We start from the raw sequence: 15,217 nt of genomic DNA on the forward strand, positions 1-15,217 counted from the left end.
GTCGCCGTTGGCGCCGAGCCGAAGTCATATATCCCCGGTCGACGACCGCTCCACGTATGCGACTACACGTCATCGGCCTCGGCGGGGCCGGGGGGCGGATCGCCGACCGCCTCGCCGGCGAACACGGCGACGCCCCGTTCCTCGCGGGCGCACACGCCTTCGACACGGACATGGACGCGCTCGGGGCGCTGAACGCGCTCGGCGAGGAGCGCCGGTACCGGTTCAGTGACGCCGCGGGCGGGGACGGGCTCGGCGGCGACCTCCACGCCGGGCGCCGCCTCGGGGACGCGCACGCGAGCGAACTCGGCCGGGCCATGGACGACCAGCAGCCCTCCCTCGCGGAGGCGTTCCTGATCGTCGTCGGGCTCGGCGGCGCGGCCGGTGCGGGCGCGGCCCCGGCGCTCGCCGCGGAGCTCTCGCGGCTCTACGACGCCCCGGTCTACGCCTTCGGGTTCCTCCCTGCCCACGACGAGACGGTGGAACCGGACGATGACGGGCCGCCGAGCGCGGCGAGCGCGGCCGCGGGCGGCGCGGGGTCCCCCGGTGACGAGCCGGCGCCGCCCACGACCCACCGCCCGCTGGCCGAGCGGAACGCCGCGCGGACCCTCGACGCGCTCTCTGACGAGTGCGCGGCGGTCTTCCCGTTCGACAACGGGGCGTGGATCCGGCCGAGCGAGACGCTCGCCGGGGCCCGCGAGCGGCTCAACCGGGTCGCCGTCGAGCGAATCGCGGCGCTGTTCGGCGCCGGCGAGACGCCCGAGGGGACGGCGACGCCCCAACAGGTGCTCGACGCGAGCGACATCGCCCGCGCGGTCGGGAGCGACGGCCAGATCGCGGCGATCGGGCACGCGACGCAGGCGGTGGACGCGCCCGACTCGGGATCGCGGTTCGGACTCGGGCTGTTCGGCTCCTCGGAGCCGGCCGAGGTCGACACGAGCGCCGCGGTGTCGGCCATCGAGACGGTCATCCGGAAGGCGACCCGCGGGAAGAACACGGTCGAGGTCTCCGAGGGGCACGCCGACCGGACCCTGCTCGTGATCGGCGGCCCGCCCGCGTGGCTCAACCGGGAGGCGATCGCGGACGGGCGGCGCTGGCTCGCCGAGGAGACCGGCTCGGACGCCATCCTGAGCGGCGACGCCCCGGTCCTCGACGGCGACGCGGTCTCCGCGGTCGTGGTCCGCTCCGGCATCGACGAGCCGGACCGGCTCCGCGAGATCCGCGAGACGATCGAGTGACCGCGCCGCCGGCAGCAGAGGGTCGGACGCCACCAGCCGACCCGAACCGGTTAACCGGGTGGCGCGCTCACTGAGACCGTGACGACGCAGGCAGACCTCGGGATCGACCTCGACGTGCGCGACGCCGCGGCCGTCGCGGAGCGACGCGACGAACTGGTCGCCGCGGTGCGGGACCACGCCGGGCAGATCGCCTACCAGCTCGCGCGGCTCCAAGGCGGCGACTACGGCCGGGAGACGCTGTCGACGCCGGGCGGCGAGTGGACGGTGAAACACGAGGCCGGCGAACTGGAGTTCCTGCTGTTCTCGCCGAAATCGGGGTCGGACACGTACGTCGTCTCGACGAAGCAGCCGCCGGAGCCGGCGGCGCTGGCGACCGCGCTCGACGACTACGCGGCGTTCGTGGCGGCGTGGAACGACCACGTCGACTCGCTGTCCGGCGTCCTCGACGGCGTGAGCGCGGAGTTCCCCGAGCCTGCGACCACCGAGGGCGTGGTGGCCGAGCGCGACCGCGTCCTCGATGAAATCCGCGACACCTGCGCGGTGATCGCCGGCGAGATCCACCGGTACGAGGGGGACGACTACGGGACGTTCACCACGCGCGTCGAGGGCGACCGCTGGGAGCTGAAGTACGACGAGGGGGCGGTCTCGTACCTCCGGATCGGCGGGTCGGGCGGGCTCTACCTCCTCTCGCAGTACGGCGCCCCTTCCGCGGCCGACGTCCGGGAGTACGCCGACCGATTCCGCGGGTTCGTCGAGGCGTACAACGAGTTCGTCGACGAACTCGAAAGCGATCTCGAACGGATCGCCGTCTGAGCCGGCGGTCTCCGACCGAGAGATCCGTATCTGTGCGTATCTGAGTCTCATTTTGGCAATACTTATTCATCGCTGTCCAGTACCGACTCGCACATGTCGATCACTCTTCCGGGGCCGACGCTCGGCGTCGTCGGCGGCGGACAGCTGGGCCGGATGCTCGCCGAGGCCGCCGCGCCGCTCGGCGTCGACCTCGTCGTGTTGGACCCGACGCCTGACTGCCCGGCGGCGCCCGTCGCGGCCGACCAGATCGTCGGCGACTTCGACGACGCGGACGCGATAGACGAACTCGCGGCCCGCGTCGACGCGCTGACCTTCGAGATCGAACTCGCGGACCCGGACGTCCTCGCGGCCGCGAGCGAGGAACACGGCGTGCCGGTCCACCCCGACCCGGCCACGCTGGAGACGATCCAGGACAAGCTGGTCCAGAAGGAGGCGCTCGCGGACGCCGGGATCCCGATCCCGGAGTTCGTCGCGGTCGCGACCGCCGAGGGGCTCGAACGCGTCGTCGAGGAGTTCGGCGGCGTCATGCTGAAGGCCCGCGAGGGCGGGTACGACGGCCGCGGGAACGTCCCGGTCGAGACGCCCGACGAGGCCGTCGACGCCCTCGACGCGGTCGGCGGGGCCGCGATGGCCGAGGAGTTCCTCGACTTCGAGCGCGAGATCGCCGTGATGGGGCTGAAGGGTGCGGACGGCGAAACGCGGACCTACCCCGTCACGGAGACGGTCCACCGCGAGGAGATCCTCCGCGAGAGCGTGAGTCCCGCCCGCGCCGACGACGCGGTCGTCGCCGAGGCAGAGTCGATCGCCCACGACGTGCTGGAGGTCCTCGACGGCCGCGGCGTCTTCGGGATCGAACTGTTCGAGACCCGCGACGGGGGGGTGCTGGTCAACGAGATCGCGCCGCGCCCGCACAACTCCGGCCACTGGACGATCGAGGGCGCGCGCACCTCGCAGTTCGAGAACCACGTCCGCGCCGTCCTCGGGTGGCCGCTCGGCCCGACCGACCTCGTCGCGCCCGCGGTCACGGCTAATCTGCTCGGGGATGTCGAGGAGACACGGCCGGCCACGCTCCGGAACGTCGAGACGATCCTCGACGCCCCCGACGCCGACCTCCACTGGTACGGGAAAGACGACGTGTACCCGCTCCGGAAGATGGGGCACCTGACGGTGACGGAACGAGGCGTGGATTCGCCGAACGACGGCGAGGCAGACCGCGACGCGCTGGTCTCTCAGGCGCGAGAACTCCGGAACGGACTGACGTTCCGGGAAGAGTAGTCCCGAACGGCTCTCAGGAGTTGCGGTCTATCCAAGCGCAGAAGTCGTCGAAATCGTGTGCACCGGCGGCGTCCGCGATACCCCTGAGCGTTCCCGCCCGAAGTTCGTCGTGGAGCGGAACCGTGACGTGTCTTTTGTCCGTCTCGTCCGTCGGGCGTTCGTAGTAGAGCTGCGCGTGGTCGCCGGCGGTCCGTCGCCACTCGAACCCGCCGCGGTTGACGAGGACCTTCACGACCTCCCGTCCGGAGAAGGTGCGCCTCGCCACGATATTTGAGGACGTCCGGCGGCTCCGTGTCTCCAGTTTCGTTCTCTTCGGGATCGATCCCGAGTTCCCGAAGCTCTTCCTCGGTCGGCTCGCGACCGATCTCTCCACGGTGGAGCGCGACGGCCTCGTCGAGGTTCTCTAGCGCGTCGGAGCGAGACTGGCCCTGCGTCGTGACGCCAGTTCCCACGTCTCGGGCGATCCACCGCCCCTCGTCTCGCCAGAGGCGGATCTCGCCGTCGTGGTCTCCTCCGTCGTCCGTGGAGCTCGCCATTACCGTAGGATTCGGGCGATTCGGTTGATAAGGGTTGGACAGGGAGCGACGAATACGAGTTCAGCGAAATCGGTCGCCGCATCCGGCACTTCCTTACCGACCTCCGCCGAACGCTCGTCCATGACCACGGTCGACGACCTGATCGAGCGGATCGAAGCGGAGGCGGCGGCGGACGCCGACCCGGCGACCACCCCGGACGTGGGGATCATCATGGGGTCCGACTCGGACCTCCCCGTCATGGAGGACGCCTACGAGGCGCTCGACGACCTCGGCTTCGCGGAGCAGACCGACTTCGGCGACTCGCCGGACGCGCGGTTCACGTACGAGAGCTACGTCGTCTCAGCGCACCGGACGCCGGAGCTGATGTACGCGTACGGGGAGACGGCGACGGAGCGCGGGCTCGACGTGATCGTCGCGGGCGCCGGCGGGAAGTCCGCCGACCTCCCGAACATGACCGCCTCTATCGCGTATCCGGTCCCGGTGATCGGCGTGCCGGTTCAGGAGAAGTCGGTCGACTCCGTCATCGGGATGCCCACCGGCGCGCCGATCGTCGCCGTCGACGCCGGGAAGTCGTACAACGCGGCGCTGTCGGCCGGACAGGTGATCGCGCGCGAACACGACAAGATCGCCGAGCGGCTGGTCGACCTCCACGACGAGCAGAAGGCGGGCGTGGCGGACGTCTCCGTCGACCTCCACGACCTCGGAATCGACGGGTTCCGCGATCGGTAGCGGGACCTCGATCCGGGCGATCGCGACCTCGACACGACGGCCTTTCGCGGTCCGGTGGTCCCTCACTTTCCATTCCGTGACGAACTCGTTCGACAGCTCTCGGTAGGTTCACGGGTGATTCGACCGCGAACGGCCGAGACCGGCCCGCACGCACGCGGACGCACAAGACTCAACGCTTATGAGGGGGCGGTCCAAACGCCAGCACGTTACGGAGACCTATATGAGCGATTGGATAGCGATTGGCGCCTTGGCGGTCGTCGGCCTGCTCATCCCGATAGCGATGATGACAGTGTCGGCGCTGCTCCGTCCGAGCGTGCCTGAGACCGGTAAAAGTACCACCTACGAGTCCGGCGAGACCCCGACGGGCGGGACGCGGATCCGGTTCAACATCCAGTACTACATGGTCGCGCTGTTGTTCGTCGTGTTCGACATCGAGACCGTGTTGCTGTTCCCGTGGGCGGTCATCTACCGTCCGGCCGTCCAGGCCGGCGTGCCGATGGCCGACCTGCTGTGGCCGATGTTGGCGTTCGTCGGGATCCTCGCGGTCGGACTCGTCTGGGCGTGGCGGTCGGGGGCGATCAGCTGGGCCCGCAGCCCCCGCGCGACCAGCAGAAAAACGACGGAGGAATTCAACTAATGAGCAGCGATCAACCGTTTATCACCGACGAATCGCAGGTCGTAACCGAGACCAGAGACGCCCGGATAACCGGGCAGGGGGACCGGTTCAACTCCCGGCTCCGGGAGGCGTTCGGCTCCTCGCCGTTCATCCTCACCAAGTTCGACAAGTTCCTGAACTGGTGTCGGGGGTCCTCGATGTTCATGCTGCAGTTCGGCATCGCCTGCTGTAGCATCGAGATGATGCACACCTACGCGGTGAAACACGACCTCGACCGCTTCGGGTCTGGCGTCCCCCGCGCCTCGCCGCGACAGGCCGACGTGATGATCGTCCCCGGGACGATCGTCTCGAAGTTCGCCCCGCGGATGAAGCGCGTCTACGACCAGATGCCCGAGCCGAAGTTCGTCGTCGGCATGGGCTCGTGCACCATCTCCGGCGGCCCGTTCCAGGAGGGATACAACGTGATCAAGGGCGCCGAGGAGGTGATCCCGATCGACATCCACGTCCCCGGCTGTCCGCCCCGGCCCGAGGCGCTCGTGTACGGCGTCGTGAAGCTTCAGGAGCGCGTCGCCAACGGCGAGGCCGCGCCCGTCACCGTCAAGCCGTACGAGCTGGAGGAGTTCTCCGACCTCGAACGCGACGAACTCGTCGACAAGCTGACCGACCAGATCGACGACGACGAGCTCGTCATGCGGTACAACTTCGCTGATTCGCCATGAGCCTCGAACGACCAGACACCGTCGACGACGGCGGCGTCGAGCGCACCCCCGACGAGCTGGAGGCGCTGCTCGGCGACCTCGTCGTCGACCGCGACGACCACCTGAACGCGCCCGCGTTCGTCATCCGCCCGGACACCGTTCAGGAGACGCTCCGGACCCTGAAGGAGCAGGCGGGGTACGACCACCTCTCCGTCGTCTCCGCACAGGAGTACGAGAACCGCTACGAGTCGATCTACCACCTGAAGAAGTACGACGATCCGACTCAAGAGGTCAGCATCGTCGTGCCCGCCGATAAGGACAACCCCGTCTCGGAGTCGGCCGAGCCCGTCTTCCGCACGGCCGACTGGCACGAGCGGGAGGCGTACGACCTGATCGGGATCGAGTACGACGACCACCCGGACATGCGTCGGATCCTGCTGCCGGAGACTTGGCAGGGCCACCCCCTGTCGATGGACTACGACAAGGACCGGCCGCAGATCGCCACGCTGCCGGAGCACGCGAACCCGCTGGAGGACCACCACAAGGACGCCGAGTCCGACACGATGTTCCTCAACATCGGGCCGCACCACCCGGCGACCCACGGCGTGCTCCACCTGAAGACGGTCCTCGACGGCGAGCAGGTCGCCGACGTCGAGCCCGACATCGGCTACCTCCACCGCAGCGAGGAGCAGATGGCGCAGTCCGGGACGTACCGCCACCAGATCATGCCGTACCCCGACCGCTGGGACTACATCTCGGCGGGCCTGCTCAACGAGTGGGCGTACGCCCGCGCGGCCGAGGACCTCGCCGACATCGAGGTCCCGGAGTACGCGCAGGTCATCCGGACGATGGGCGCGGAGATGTGCCGGATCGCCGCGCACATGCTCGCGCTCGCGACGTTCGCGCTCGACATCAACGGCGACTTCACGGCGACGTTCATGTACGCCATCAACGACCGCGAGCGCGTCCAGAACCTCTTGGAGGACCTGACGGGCCAGCGGCTGATGTTCAACTACTTCCGGCTCGGTGGGGTCGTCTGGGACCTCCCCGAACCCCGGGAGGAGTTCTTCTCGAAGACCCGGGACTTCCTCGACCAGCTCCCGGAGTCCGTCGAGGAGTACCACAACCTGATCACCTCGAACGAGGTGTTCCAGATGCGGACCATCGACACCGGCATCCTGCCGCCGGAGGTCGCGAAGAACTACGGCGCGACCGGCCCCGTCGCCCGCGGCTCAGGCGTCGACTACGACCTGCGCCGCGACGACCCGTACGGGTACTACGACGAACTCGACTGGGACGTCGTCACCGAGGACGGCTGCGACAACTTCAGTCGCCTGCTCGTTCGGATGCGCGAGGTCGAGGAGTCCGCGAAGATCATCGAGCAGTGCGTCGACCTGCTCGAGGACTGGCCCGAAGACGAGCGGAACATCCAGGCGAACGTGCCGCGCACGCTGCGCCCGGACGACGACACGGAGATCTACCGCGCCGTCGAGGGCGCCAAGGGCGAACTCGGCATCTACATCCGCGCGGACGGGACGGACAAGCCCGCCCGGTTCAAGATCCGGTCGCCGTGCTTCTCGAACCTCCAGACGCTGCCGGAGATGGCGAACGGGGAGTACATCCCCGACGTCATCGCCGCGCTCGGTAGCCTCGACGTCGTCCTCGGGGAGGTGGACCGCTGATGGGCACGGCGCCCGCGCAGCTGTTCCCCGAGTTCATCGTCGACACGCTCGGACTCGACAGCGTGATCGGCGAGGTCGCGGCCTCGCTCGTCGCCGCGTTCGTCGTCGGGAACATCATCCTCGCGTTCACGGGCGTCGCGGGCCCGTGGGCGAAACGGAAGATCACGGCCGCGTTCACCGACCGGATCGCGGTCGACCGGATCGGTCCCTACGGACTGCTCATCATCCCGGCGGCCGCGGTCCAGCTCCTCGCGAAGGAGCTCATCATCCCCGAGGGCGTCGACCGTCCCTCGTGGGACATCGCGCCGATCCTCCTGCCGGCGTCGGCGCTGCTCGGCTTCTCCGTCATCCCGATGGGGCAGCTCGGTCCGATCAGCCTCCACCTCGCGGACCCGGAGGTCGGGTTCGCGCTGGTGTTCGCGTTCGCGTCGATCGCGTCCGTCTCGCTGGTGATGGCCGGCTACGCGTCGAACAACAAGTACTCGCTGCTCGGCGGGCTCCGCGCGGTCGCGCAGAACCTCGCATACGAGATTCCGCTCATCGTCACGGCGATGTCGGTCGTCATCTTCTCCGGCACGCTCCAGATGAGCGGCGTCGTCGGCGCGCAGACGGAGACGCTCGTGACGATCGCCGGGGTCTCGATCCCGTCGTGGTACGCGCTCGTGAACCCGTTCGCGTTCGTGCTGTTCCTCACGGCGAACATGGCGGAGATCGGACGGAACCCGTTCGACATCCCAGAGGCGCCGACGGAGATCGTCGCGGGGTACCAGACGGAGTACTCCTCGGCGTACTTCGTCCTCTTCTACCTCGGCGAGTTCGTCCACATCTTCCTCGGCGGGGCGATCCTCGCCGTGACGTTCCTCGGCGGGGCCTCCGGTCCCGGCCCGGAGAGTATCAGCTTCATCTGGTTCGTGGTGAAGATCTGGGGCTTCTTCCTGTTCACGCAGTGGGCCCGCGCGGCGCTGCCGCGCGTCCGGATCGACCAGCTGATCGAGATCGGCTGGAAGGGAATGCTGGTGCTGTCGTTCGCGAACCTGGTGCTCACGGCCGTAATCGTGGGGGTGATTGCCTGATATGATCGGACTCATGAAATCCATGGCGACGACGATGAAACACGCGCTGGACGGGACGACGTTCACGGTGGAATACCCGGAGGACGCGCCCGAGGTGAGCCCGCGGTTCCGCGGAGTCCACAAGTTCAGCCAAGAGCGGTGTATCTGGTGTCGGCAGTGCGAGAACGTCTGTCCGAACGACACGATCCAGATCGTTCAGGACGACCAGCGCAACGGGGAGCAGTACAACCTCCACATCGGGCAGTGCATCTACTGCCGGCTCTGCGAGGAGGTCTGCCCCGTCGACGCCATCCTGCTGACGCAGAACTTCGAGTTCACCGCCGACACGAAGGACGACTTCGTGTTCAACAAAGAACAGCTCAAGAACGTCCCGTGGTACAAAGGGATCGACCCGCTGGAGTCCCGCAACCCCGATCGCGGCGCGTGGATCGGGGAGGGCGACGGCGAGGTCGACTACCAGTAGCGGGCGCGTCTCGAAATCTTCAAAGGGGTTCTCATAGGAGACAAACACAATGGTTTATGCTACCATCGCGTTCGGGCTGTTCGCCGCGGTCACGCTGGCGTTCGCCCTCGGGGTCGTCCTGGCGCGCGACGTGTTCCACGCCGCTCTGCTTCTGGGCGGAGCCCTCACGAGCGTCGCGGTGCACTACGTGATGCTGCGGGCGGAGTTCATTGCCGCCATGCAGATCCTCGTCTACGTTGGCGGGGTCCTCATCCTGGTCACGTTCGCCGTGATGCTCACGCGATCGGATACAGAAACGGAGGTGAGTAGCGCGTGAGCAACGACGAGAGCCGCGGATCTCGGATCGCGCCCGCGATCGCCGTGGGCGGGCTGTTCGCGGTGTTGGCCGCGACGGTCAGCGGAGCGACGTTCGGCTTCGGGGAGGTGGGCTTCCCGGCGGACGCCTCGGTCGTCCACAACATCGGGTACGCCCTCTTCAACCTCGCCGAGTACGAACTCGGCACGGTGCCGTCCGAAGGGTTCCTCGCGGCGTTCCTGATCGCCGCGGTCGCGCTCGACGTCGCGGTCGACGGCGCCGTCTACTTGGCGAAACGCGAGGGGGACGACTCCATCGTCTCCGCGCTCGGGCAGGCGATGACCGACGGCGGACGCGACGGAGGTGACCGCCAGTGAGCGCCGTCGCCGCCTCGATCCCGCCGTCGTGGTACCTCCTCTTGGCGTCGGCCGTGTTCTGTATCGGGCTGTTCGGCGTGTTGACGCGGCGGAGCGCGCTGTACTTCCTCATGAGCGTCGAGCTCATGATGAACGCGGCCAACATCAACTTCGTCGCGTTCGCGCTGTACTACGGCGACCTCACGGGGCAGGTGTTCGCGCTGTTCGTCATCGCGCTCGCCGCCGCCGAGGTCGCCATCGGCATCGGCATCATACTCGTGTTATACCGCAACTTCGGCACGACAGACGTGACTGTTCCCGCGGAGATGAGGTGGTAAGATGGTGGACGCATTCGCATACGTTCCGGCGATCGTGCTCCTCCCGTTCTTCTCGTTCCTAGTCGCGCTCGGCGCGGGTAGGTACCTCCCGAAGGGGGGCGCCTTCGGCGGCGTCGCGGCGACGGCCGGCTCGTTCCTGCTGTCGATCTGGGTCGCCGCGACCGTCGCGGGCGGACAGGCGTACAACGAGACGCTGTACTACTGGGCGAGCGAGGGCGGCGCGGGCATCGGCCCGACGGATATCGAACTCTCCTTCGGCGTCCTGATCGACCCGCTGTCAGCGCTCATGCTCGTCATCGTGACGCTCGTGGCGCTTCTCGTCCACGTGTTCTCGCTCGGCTACATGAACGACGAGGACGAGACGGGGCTGCCGCGCTACTACGCCGGTCTCGGCCTCTTCACGGCGTCGATGCTCGGGTTCGTCGTCGCCGACAACCTGCTGATGGCGTTCATGTTCTTCGAGCTGGTCGGGCTCTGCTCGTACCTGCTCATCGGCTTCAACTTCCGGGAGCCGGGCCCGCCGTCGGCCGCGAAGAAGGCGTTCCTCGTCACTCGCTTCGGCGATTACTTCTTTCTCGTCGGCGTCGTCGCGGTGTTCGCCACCTTCGGCACGGCGCAGTTCGCCGGGCCGGAGTCGTTCCCGGCGCTCGCCGACGCGGCGCTCAACGGCTCCGGCTCGGTCGCGTGGACGCCCGGCGGCGTCGAACTCGGGACGTGGCTGACCGTCGTCGGCCTGCTCGTCTTGGGCGGCGTCGTCGGGAAGTCCGCGCAGTTCCCGCTTCACACGTGGCTCCCCGACGCGATGGAGGGTCCGACGCCCGTCTCCGCGCTGATCCACGCCGCGACGATGGTCGCGGCCGGCGTCTACCTCGTCGCGCGGATGTACGGGTTCTACGTGCTGACGCCGACGACGATGGCGGTCATCGCCTTCGTCGGCGGCTTCACCGCCCTGTTCGCGGCGACGATGGGCGTGGTGAAAGACGAACTGAAGCAGGTGCTCGCGTACTCCACCATCTCGCAGTACGGCTACATGATGCTCGCGCTCGGCGCGGGCGGGTACGTGGCCGCGGTCTTCCACCTGACCACTCACGCGTTCTTCAAAGCGCTCCTGTTCCTCGGCGCCGGGTCGGTCATCATCGCGATGCACCACAACGAGGACATGTGGGACATGGGCGGGCTGAAGTCGAGGATGCCCGTCACCTACTACACCTTCCTCGCCGGGTCGCTAGCGCTCGCGGGTATCTTCCCGTTCGCCGGCTTCTGGTCGAAAGACGAAATCCTCTACGAGGCGCTCGTCCACGGCCTCGACGACCCGCTGCTGCTCGGCGGCTACGTGATGGGGCTGCTCGCGGTGCCGGTCACCGCCTTCTACACCTTCCGGATGGTGTTCCTGACGTTCCACGGCGAGCCCCGCAGCGACACCGCACGCGACCCCAAATCCGTCGGCTGGAACGTGAAGGGGCCGCTGACGGTCCTCGGCTCGCTCGCGGTCGTCACCGGGTTCATCAACATGGTGCCGGTCCAGAAGGTGCTCGGCCTCGAAGGGATCGACCTGCTCCACCTGTGGCTCGACAACCACTGGGGCGGTATCGAGGGACTCTCCTCGCACCACTACGCCGACATCGGCCCGTACAGCAGCGCGTATCTCGTCGGCGGTGAGGTCGGAACCGTCCTCGTCGGCGCGGTCGTCTCGCTCGGCCTCGCGCTGCTCGGACTCGGACTCGCCTGGCGGCTCTACAACGTGGCGTCGCCGACGGAACACACCGCCAAACTCGGCGGGGTCAAAGACGTGTTGTACAACAACTACTACCTCGACGAACTGCAGGTCTGGCTCGCGTATCGGACGGAAGACGTCGCTGGCGGCGCGGACACCTTCGACCAAGGGATCATCGACGGCGTCGTGAACGGCGTCTCGTCGGTGAGCCTGACCGGCGGCGGCCGGATCCGGAAGCTCCAGTCGGGGGTCGTCTCGCAGTACGCCGCGCTGCTCACCTTCGGGCTGGTCGCGCTGTTGCTCGTGCTCGGCGCGACCGGGGGGTGGTTCCTGTGATACTCGAAGCGCTCATGGCGGCCGCCTTCGCCGGCGCGCTGACGGTGTTCCTCGCGCCCGACGAGTGGGCCGGGCGGTTGGCGTTCGCGATCAGCTTGATCCCGTTCGTCGGCAGCCTCTACCTGTGGTCCGGCTTCGAGGCCGGCGGCAACGCGCTGCTCGGCGGCGATATCGCGTACGCGACGCAGATAGAGTGGCTCGAAGTGGGCGGTCGCAGCGTCTCGTGGTTCGTCGGGCTCGACGGGATCAGCCTCCCGCTGTTCGTGCTCACGACGTTCCTCGTGCCGCTGGCGATACTCAGCGCGTGGACGCCCGTCGACACCCGACAGAGCCAGTTCTACGGCCTCATGCTGTTCATGGAGGCGAACCTGCTGGGCGTGTTCGCCGCGCTCGACTTCTTCCTCTGGTTCATCTTCTGGGAGGCCGTGCTGGTCCCGATGTACTTCCTCATCGGGATCTGGGGCGGGCCGCGCCGCAAGTACGCCGCGATCAAGTTCTTCGTCTACACGAACGCGGCGTCGCTGCTGATGTTCATCGGCTTCATGAGCCTCGTGTTCGCGCTCGGCGACTCGGTGTCATCGTTCGCGCTGCCCGAGATCGCGCAGGCAATCGCGGCGGGCGATCTGAGTGCGTGGTTCGGCATCGCGCCAGACCGGATCGCGATGGTCGCGTTCCTCGCGATGTTCCTCGGATTCGCGGTGAAGGTCCCGATCGTTCCGTTCCACACGTGGCTCCCGGACGCCCACGTTCAGGCGCCGACGCCCGCGTCGGTGCTTCTGGCCGGCGTCCTCCTGAAGATGGGGACGTACGCGCTGCTCCGATTCAACTTCACGATGCTGCCCGAACAGGCGTCGATGCTCGCGGTCCCGATCGCGGCGATAGCCGTGATCAGCGTCATCTACGGTGCGATGTTGGCGCTGGCACAGAAGGACCTCAAGCGGATCGTCGCCTACTCCTCCGTCTCGTCGATGGGGTACGTCATCCTCGGACTCATCGTCTTCACCGAGTACGGAGTCGGCGGCGCGACGTTCCAGATGGTCGCGCACGGACTCATCTCTGGGCTGATGTTCATGGCGGTCGGCGTCATCTACAACACCACCCACACCCGGATGGTCGGCGACATGGCCGGGATGGCCGACCGGATGCCGGTCACCGTCGGTATCCTCATCGCCGGCGCCTTCGGCTACATGGGGCTGCCGCTGATGGCCGGCTTCGCCGGCGAGTTCTTCATCTTCGTCGGCTCGCTGTCCGCGCCGGCGCTCCCGTACGCGCCGGTGTTCACGGCGCTCGCGATGTTCGGTATCGTCATCGTCGCCGGCTACCTGCTGTCGGCGATGCAGAGCACGCTGTTCGGGCCGTTCGAACTGGAGACCGACTACGAGGTCGGCCCCGCGGCGTTCCACGACGTCGCCCCGCTCGCGGTGCTGCTCGTGGCGATCATCGTGCTGGGCGTCGCACCCGACATCTTCTTCGAGATGATCCGTGACGCTGCCCTGCCGGTCGTCGAGGGGGTGACGATCAATGGTTAACGGACTACCCGCCGTGACGGCGCTGCTGCCGGTGCTACTGCTGGCCGCCACCGGCCTCGCGCTGCTGCTGGTCGACACGATCCGTCCGGACGCGCGGTCGAACACGTCGATGGCGGTCGTCGGCGCGTTCGGCTCGCTCGCCGCGCTGGCGGCCGCCGTCTGGCTCACCGCGAGCGGCGGCGTGAGCCCGGACGGCGGCGCGGTGCTGCTGTTCGCCGACGCGGTCAAGGTCGATACCATGGCGCTGTTCTTCACCGCCATCTTCGCGTCGGTGACGGCGCTGGTGCTCGTCGCCGCGCACGACTACTTCCACGACCACGCCAACCCGGCGGCGTTCTACTCGCTGGTGACGTTCGCCGCGACCGGGATGGCGCTGCTCGCGGTCGCGAACTCGCTCGCGGTCGTGTTCGTCGCCTTGGAGATGGTGTCGCTGCCGTCGTACGTGCTCGTCGCGTACCTCAAGCAGAACCGCGGGAGCGTCGAGGCGGGGCTGAAGTACTTCCTCGTCGGCGCGCTCTCGTCGGCCATCTTCCTGTTCGGCATCTCGCTCGTGTACGCCGCGACGGGGTCGCTCATCCTCGCCGACATCGCGTCGGCGTCGGTCGAGGGCGTCACCGGTGTCCTCGGCGTCGGCGTCGTGATGATGATCGGCGGCGTGGCGTTCAAGACCGCCTCCGTCCCGTTCCACTTCTGGGCGCCGGAGGCGTACGAGGGCGCGCCCGCGCCGGTGAGCGCGTTCCTCTCGTCGGCCTCGAAGGCCGCCGGGTTCGTCGTCGCGTTCCGCGTGTTCACCGAGGCGTTCCCGGTGGAGATGGCGGTCTCGGCGAACGTCAACTGGATGCTCGCGTTCGCGATCCTCGCGGCCGTCACGATGACGCTCGGTAACTTCGCGGCCGCGGTCCAAGAGGAGGTCAAGCGCATGCTCGCGTACTCCTCTATCGGCCACGCCGGGTACGCGCTCATCGGCGTCGCCGCGCTCACGGTCGACGGGCCCGCCAACGGCACCGTCATGGGCGCCGCGATGGCGCACCTGCTCGTCTACGGGTTCATGAACACCGGCGCGTTCCTCTTCGTCGCGATGGCGGAGCGGTGGGGCGTCGGTCGGACCTTCGAGGACTACGCCGGGCTCGCGCGGCGCGCGCCCGTCGCCTCGACGGCGATGGCCGTGTTCATGTTCTCGCTCGCCGGGCTCCCGCCGTTCGCCGGGTTCTTCTCGAAGTACTTCCTGTTTCAGGCGGCCATCGACAACGGCTTCGTCTGGCTCGCCGGCCTCGGCGCGATAAACAGCGTCGTGTCGCTGTACTATTACAGCCGGGTCGTGAAGGCGCTGTGGCTCGACGACCCCGAGTCGTCGAGCGCGCTCGACGCAATCGACGTGCGGCCGACGGCGCTGTACGCCGCGGTCGTCTTCGCGGCGGTCGCGACCGTGCTGCTGCTGCCCGGCTTCGGCCCCGTCATCGAGACGGCCGAGGCGGCGGCGTCCGCGCTGTTCTGACCGCCGCGGCCGACTCTCGGCCGCCGTTTCGATC

Annotated in this window: 16 protein-coding genes and 1 pseudogene; 15 read left to right on the top strand and 2 right to left on the bottom strand. The window is 68.1% G+C overall.

From position 1 onward, the window contains the following. Positions 1-56: 56 nt before the first annotated feature. The 3 genes from C463_RS01170 to C463_RS01180 all read left to right on the top strand — a co-directional run bounded on the left by C463_RS01170 (position 57) and on the right by C463_RS01180 (position 3,323). Positions 57-1,235 carry a cell division protein FtsZ gene (locus tag C463_RS01170; RefSeq protein ID WP_008440340.1) on the top strand — a complete coding sequence of 393 codons (1,179 nt, stop codon included), beginning with the start codon at positions 57-59 and terminating at the stop codon, positions 1,233-1,235. A gap of 78 nt (positions 1,236-1,313) precedes the next feature. Next, positions 1,314-2,048, top strand: coding sequence for a hypothetical protein (locus tag C463_RS01175; protein WP_008440341.1), 735 nt, complete (start codon positions 1,314-1,316; stop codon positions 2,046-2,048). A gap of 93 nt (positions 2,049-2,141) precedes the next feature. Then, on the top strand, positions 2,142-3,323 hold the full coding sequence (locus C463_RS01180) for a 5-(carboxyamino)imidazole ribonucleotide synthase (protein WP_008440342.1): 1,182 nt from the start codon (positions 2,142-2,144) through the stop codon (positions 3,321-3,323). 13 nt (positions 3,324-3,336) lie between these two features. Here the strand turns inward: C463_RS01180 and C463_RS01185 are convergent, their stop codons facing one another. After that, positions 3,337-3,588 carry a type II toxin-antitoxin system HicA family toxin gene (locus C463_RS01185; RefSeq protein WP_049905374.1) on the bottom strand — a complete coding sequence of 84 codons (252 nt, stop codon included), beginning with the start codon at positions 3,586-3,588 and terminating at the stop codon, positions 3,337-3,339. Between the two features lie 4 nt (positions 3,589-3,592). Further along, a pseudogene (locus C463_RS19525) lies at positions 3,593-3,859 on the bottom strand (type II toxin-antitoxin system HicB family antitoxin); the annotation flags it as partial. A gap of 120 nt (positions 3,860-3,979) precedes the next feature. Here C463_RS19525 and purE point away from each other — a divergent pair. The 12 genes from purE (at position 3,980) to C463_RS01245 (ending at position 15,183) form a co-directional block, all read left to right on the top strand. Then, positions 3,980-4,588 carry a 5-(carboxyamino)imidazole ribonucleotide mutase gene (purE, locus tag C463_RS01190; RefSeq protein ID WP_008440344.1) on the top strand — a complete coding sequence of 203 codons (609 nt, stop codon included), beginning with the start codon at positions 3,980-3,982 and terminating at the stop codon, positions 4,586-4,588. A 220-nt stretch (positions 4,589-4,808) separates the two neighbouring features. Further along, a complete protein-coding gene (locus C463_RS01195; RefSeq protein ID WP_008440346.1) occupies positions 4,809-5,225 on the top strand; it encodes an NADH-quinone oxidoreductase subunit A in 417 nt (138 codons plus the stop codon). Beyond that, positions 5,225-5,923, top strand: coding sequence for an NADH-quinone oxidoreductase subunit B (locus C463_RS01200; RefSeq protein ID WP_008440353.1), 699 nt, complete (start codon positions 5,225-5,227; stop codon positions 5,921-5,923). The genes C463_RS01195 and C463_RS01200 overlap by 1 nt, the downstream gene beginning before the upstream one ends. Next, positions 5,920-7,584 (top strand): NADH-quinone oxidoreductase subunit D, encoded by a 1,665-nt coding sequence (locus tag C463_RS01205; protein WP_008440355.1) that lies wholly within the window; start codon positions 5,920-5,922, stop codon positions 7,582-7,584. The genes C463_RS01200 and C463_RS01205 overlap by 4 nt, the downstream gene beginning before the upstream one ends. Beyond that, positions 7,584-8,657, top strand: coding sequence for a complex I subunit 1/NuoH family protein (locus C463_RS01210; RefSeq protein ID WP_008440356.1), 1,074 nt, complete (start codon positions 7,584-7,586; stop codon positions 8,655-8,657). Before C463_RS01205 ends, C463_RS01210 begins: the two co-directional genes overlap by 1 nt. A 1-nt stretch (position 8,658) precedes the next feature. Continuing rightward, positions 8,659-9,120: a NuoI/complex I 23 kDa subunit family protein gene (locus tag C463_RS01215; RefSeq protein WP_006113010.1), complete on the top strand. Its 462-nt coding sequence runs from the start codon at positions 8,659-8,661 to the stop codon at positions 9,118-9,120. 49 nt (positions 9,121-9,169) lie between these two features. Then, positions 9,170-9,436 carry an NADH-quinone oxidoreductase subunit J gene (locus C463_RS01220; protein WP_008440357.1) on the top strand — a complete coding sequence of 89 codons (267 nt, stop codon included), beginning with the start codon at positions 9,170-9,172 and terminating at the stop codon, positions 9,434-9,436. Next, entirely contained in the window at positions 9,433-9,792 is a 360-nt protein-coding gene (locus C463_RS01225; RefSeq protein WP_008440358.1) for an NADH-quinone oxidoreductase subunit J, read from the top strand. Before C463_RS01220 ends, C463_RS01225 begins: the two co-directional genes overlap by 4 nt. After that, positions 9,789-10,109: an NADH-quinone oxidoreductase subunit NuoK gene (gene nuoK, locus C463_RS01230; RefSeq protein ID WP_008440359.1), complete on the top strand. Its 321-nt coding sequence runs from the start codon at positions 9,789-9,791 to the stop codon at positions 10,107-10,109. The genes C463_RS01225 and nuoK overlap by 4 nt, the downstream gene beginning before the upstream one ends. Position 10,110: 1 nt before the next feature. Next, positions 10,111-12,159, top strand: a complete 2,049-nt coding sequence (gene nuoL, locus C463_RS01235; RefSeq protein ID WP_008440360.1) for an NADH-quinone oxidoreductase subunit L — start codon at positions 10,111-10,113, stop codon at positions 12,157-12,159. Positions 12,160-12,173: 14 nt separating this feature from the next. Then, a complete protein-coding gene (locus C463_RS01240; RefSeq protein ID WP_008440361.1) occupies positions 12,174-13,688 on the top strand; it encodes a complex I subunit 4 family protein in 1,515 nt (504 codons plus the stop codon). Continuing rightward, positions 13,681-15,183, top strand: coding sequence for an NADH-quinone oxidoreductase subunit N (locus C463_RS01245; protein ID WP_008440362.1), 1,503 nt, complete (start codon positions 13,681-13,683; stop codon positions 15,181-15,183). The genes C463_RS01240 and C463_RS01245 overlap by 8 nt, the downstream gene beginning before the upstream one ends. The last annotated feature ends 34 nt before the right edge of the window (positions 15,184-15,217 follow it).

It is taken from the genome of Halorubrum californiense DSM 19288 (assembly GCF_000336875.1).
GTDB classification, from domain to species: domain Archaea; phylum Halobacteriota; class Halobacteria; order Halobacteriales; family Haloferacaceae; genus Halorubrum; species Halorubrum californiense.

What these genes read in the sequence shown, in the direction of transcription:
- C463_RS01170 (WP_008440340.1), top strand. Translation starts at nt 57, where the DNA reads ATGCGACTACACGTCATCGGCCTCGGCGGGGCCGGGGGGCGGATCGCC.
- C463_RS01180 (WP_008440342.1), top strand. Translation starts at nt 2,142, where the DNA reads ATGTCGATCACTCTTCCGGGGCCGACGCTCGGCGTCGTCGGCGGCGGA.
- purE (WP_008440344.1), top strand. Translation starts at nt 3,980, where the DNA reads ATGACCACGGTCGACGACCTGATCGAGCGGATCGAAGCGGAGGCGGCG.
- C463_RS01195 (WP_008440346.1), top strand. Translation starts at nt 4,809, where the DNA reads ATGAGCGATTGGATAGCGATTGGCGCCTTGGCGGTCGTCGGCCTGCTC.
- C463_RS01200 (WP_008440353.1), top strand. Translation starts at nt 5,225, where the DNA reads ATGAGCAGCGATCAACCGTTTATCACCGACGAATCGCAGGTCGTAACC.
- C463_RS01205 (WP_008440355.1), top strand. Translation starts at nt 5,920, where the DNA reads ATGAGCCTCGAACGACCAGACACCGTCGACGACGGCGGCGTCGAGCGC.
- C463_RS01210 (WP_008440356.1), top strand. Translation starts at nt 7,584, where the DNA reads ATGGGCACGGCGCCCGCGCAGCTGTTCCCCGAGTTCATCGTCGACACG.
- C463_RS01215 (WP_006113010.1), top strand. Translation starts at nt 8,659, where the DNA reads ATGATCGGACTCATGAAATCCATGGCGACGACGATGAAACACGCGCTG.
- C463_RS01220 (WP_008440357.1), top strand. Translation starts at nt 9,170, where the DNA reads ATGGTTTATGCTACCATCGCGTTCGGGCTGTTCGCCGCGGTCACGCTG.
- nuoL (WP_008440360.1), top strand. Translation starts at nt 10,111, where the DNA reads ATGGTGGACGCATTCGCATACGTTCCGGCGATCGTGCTCCTCCCGTTC.
- C463_RS01240 (WP_008440361.1), top strand. Translation starts at nt 12,174, where the DNA reads ATGGCGGCCGCCTTCGCCGGCGCGCTGACGGTGTTCCTCGCGCCCGAC.
- C463_RS01245 (WP_008440362.1), top strand. Translation starts at nt 13,681, where the DNA reads ATGGTTAACGGACTACCCGCCGTGACGGCGCTGCTGCCGGTGCTACTG.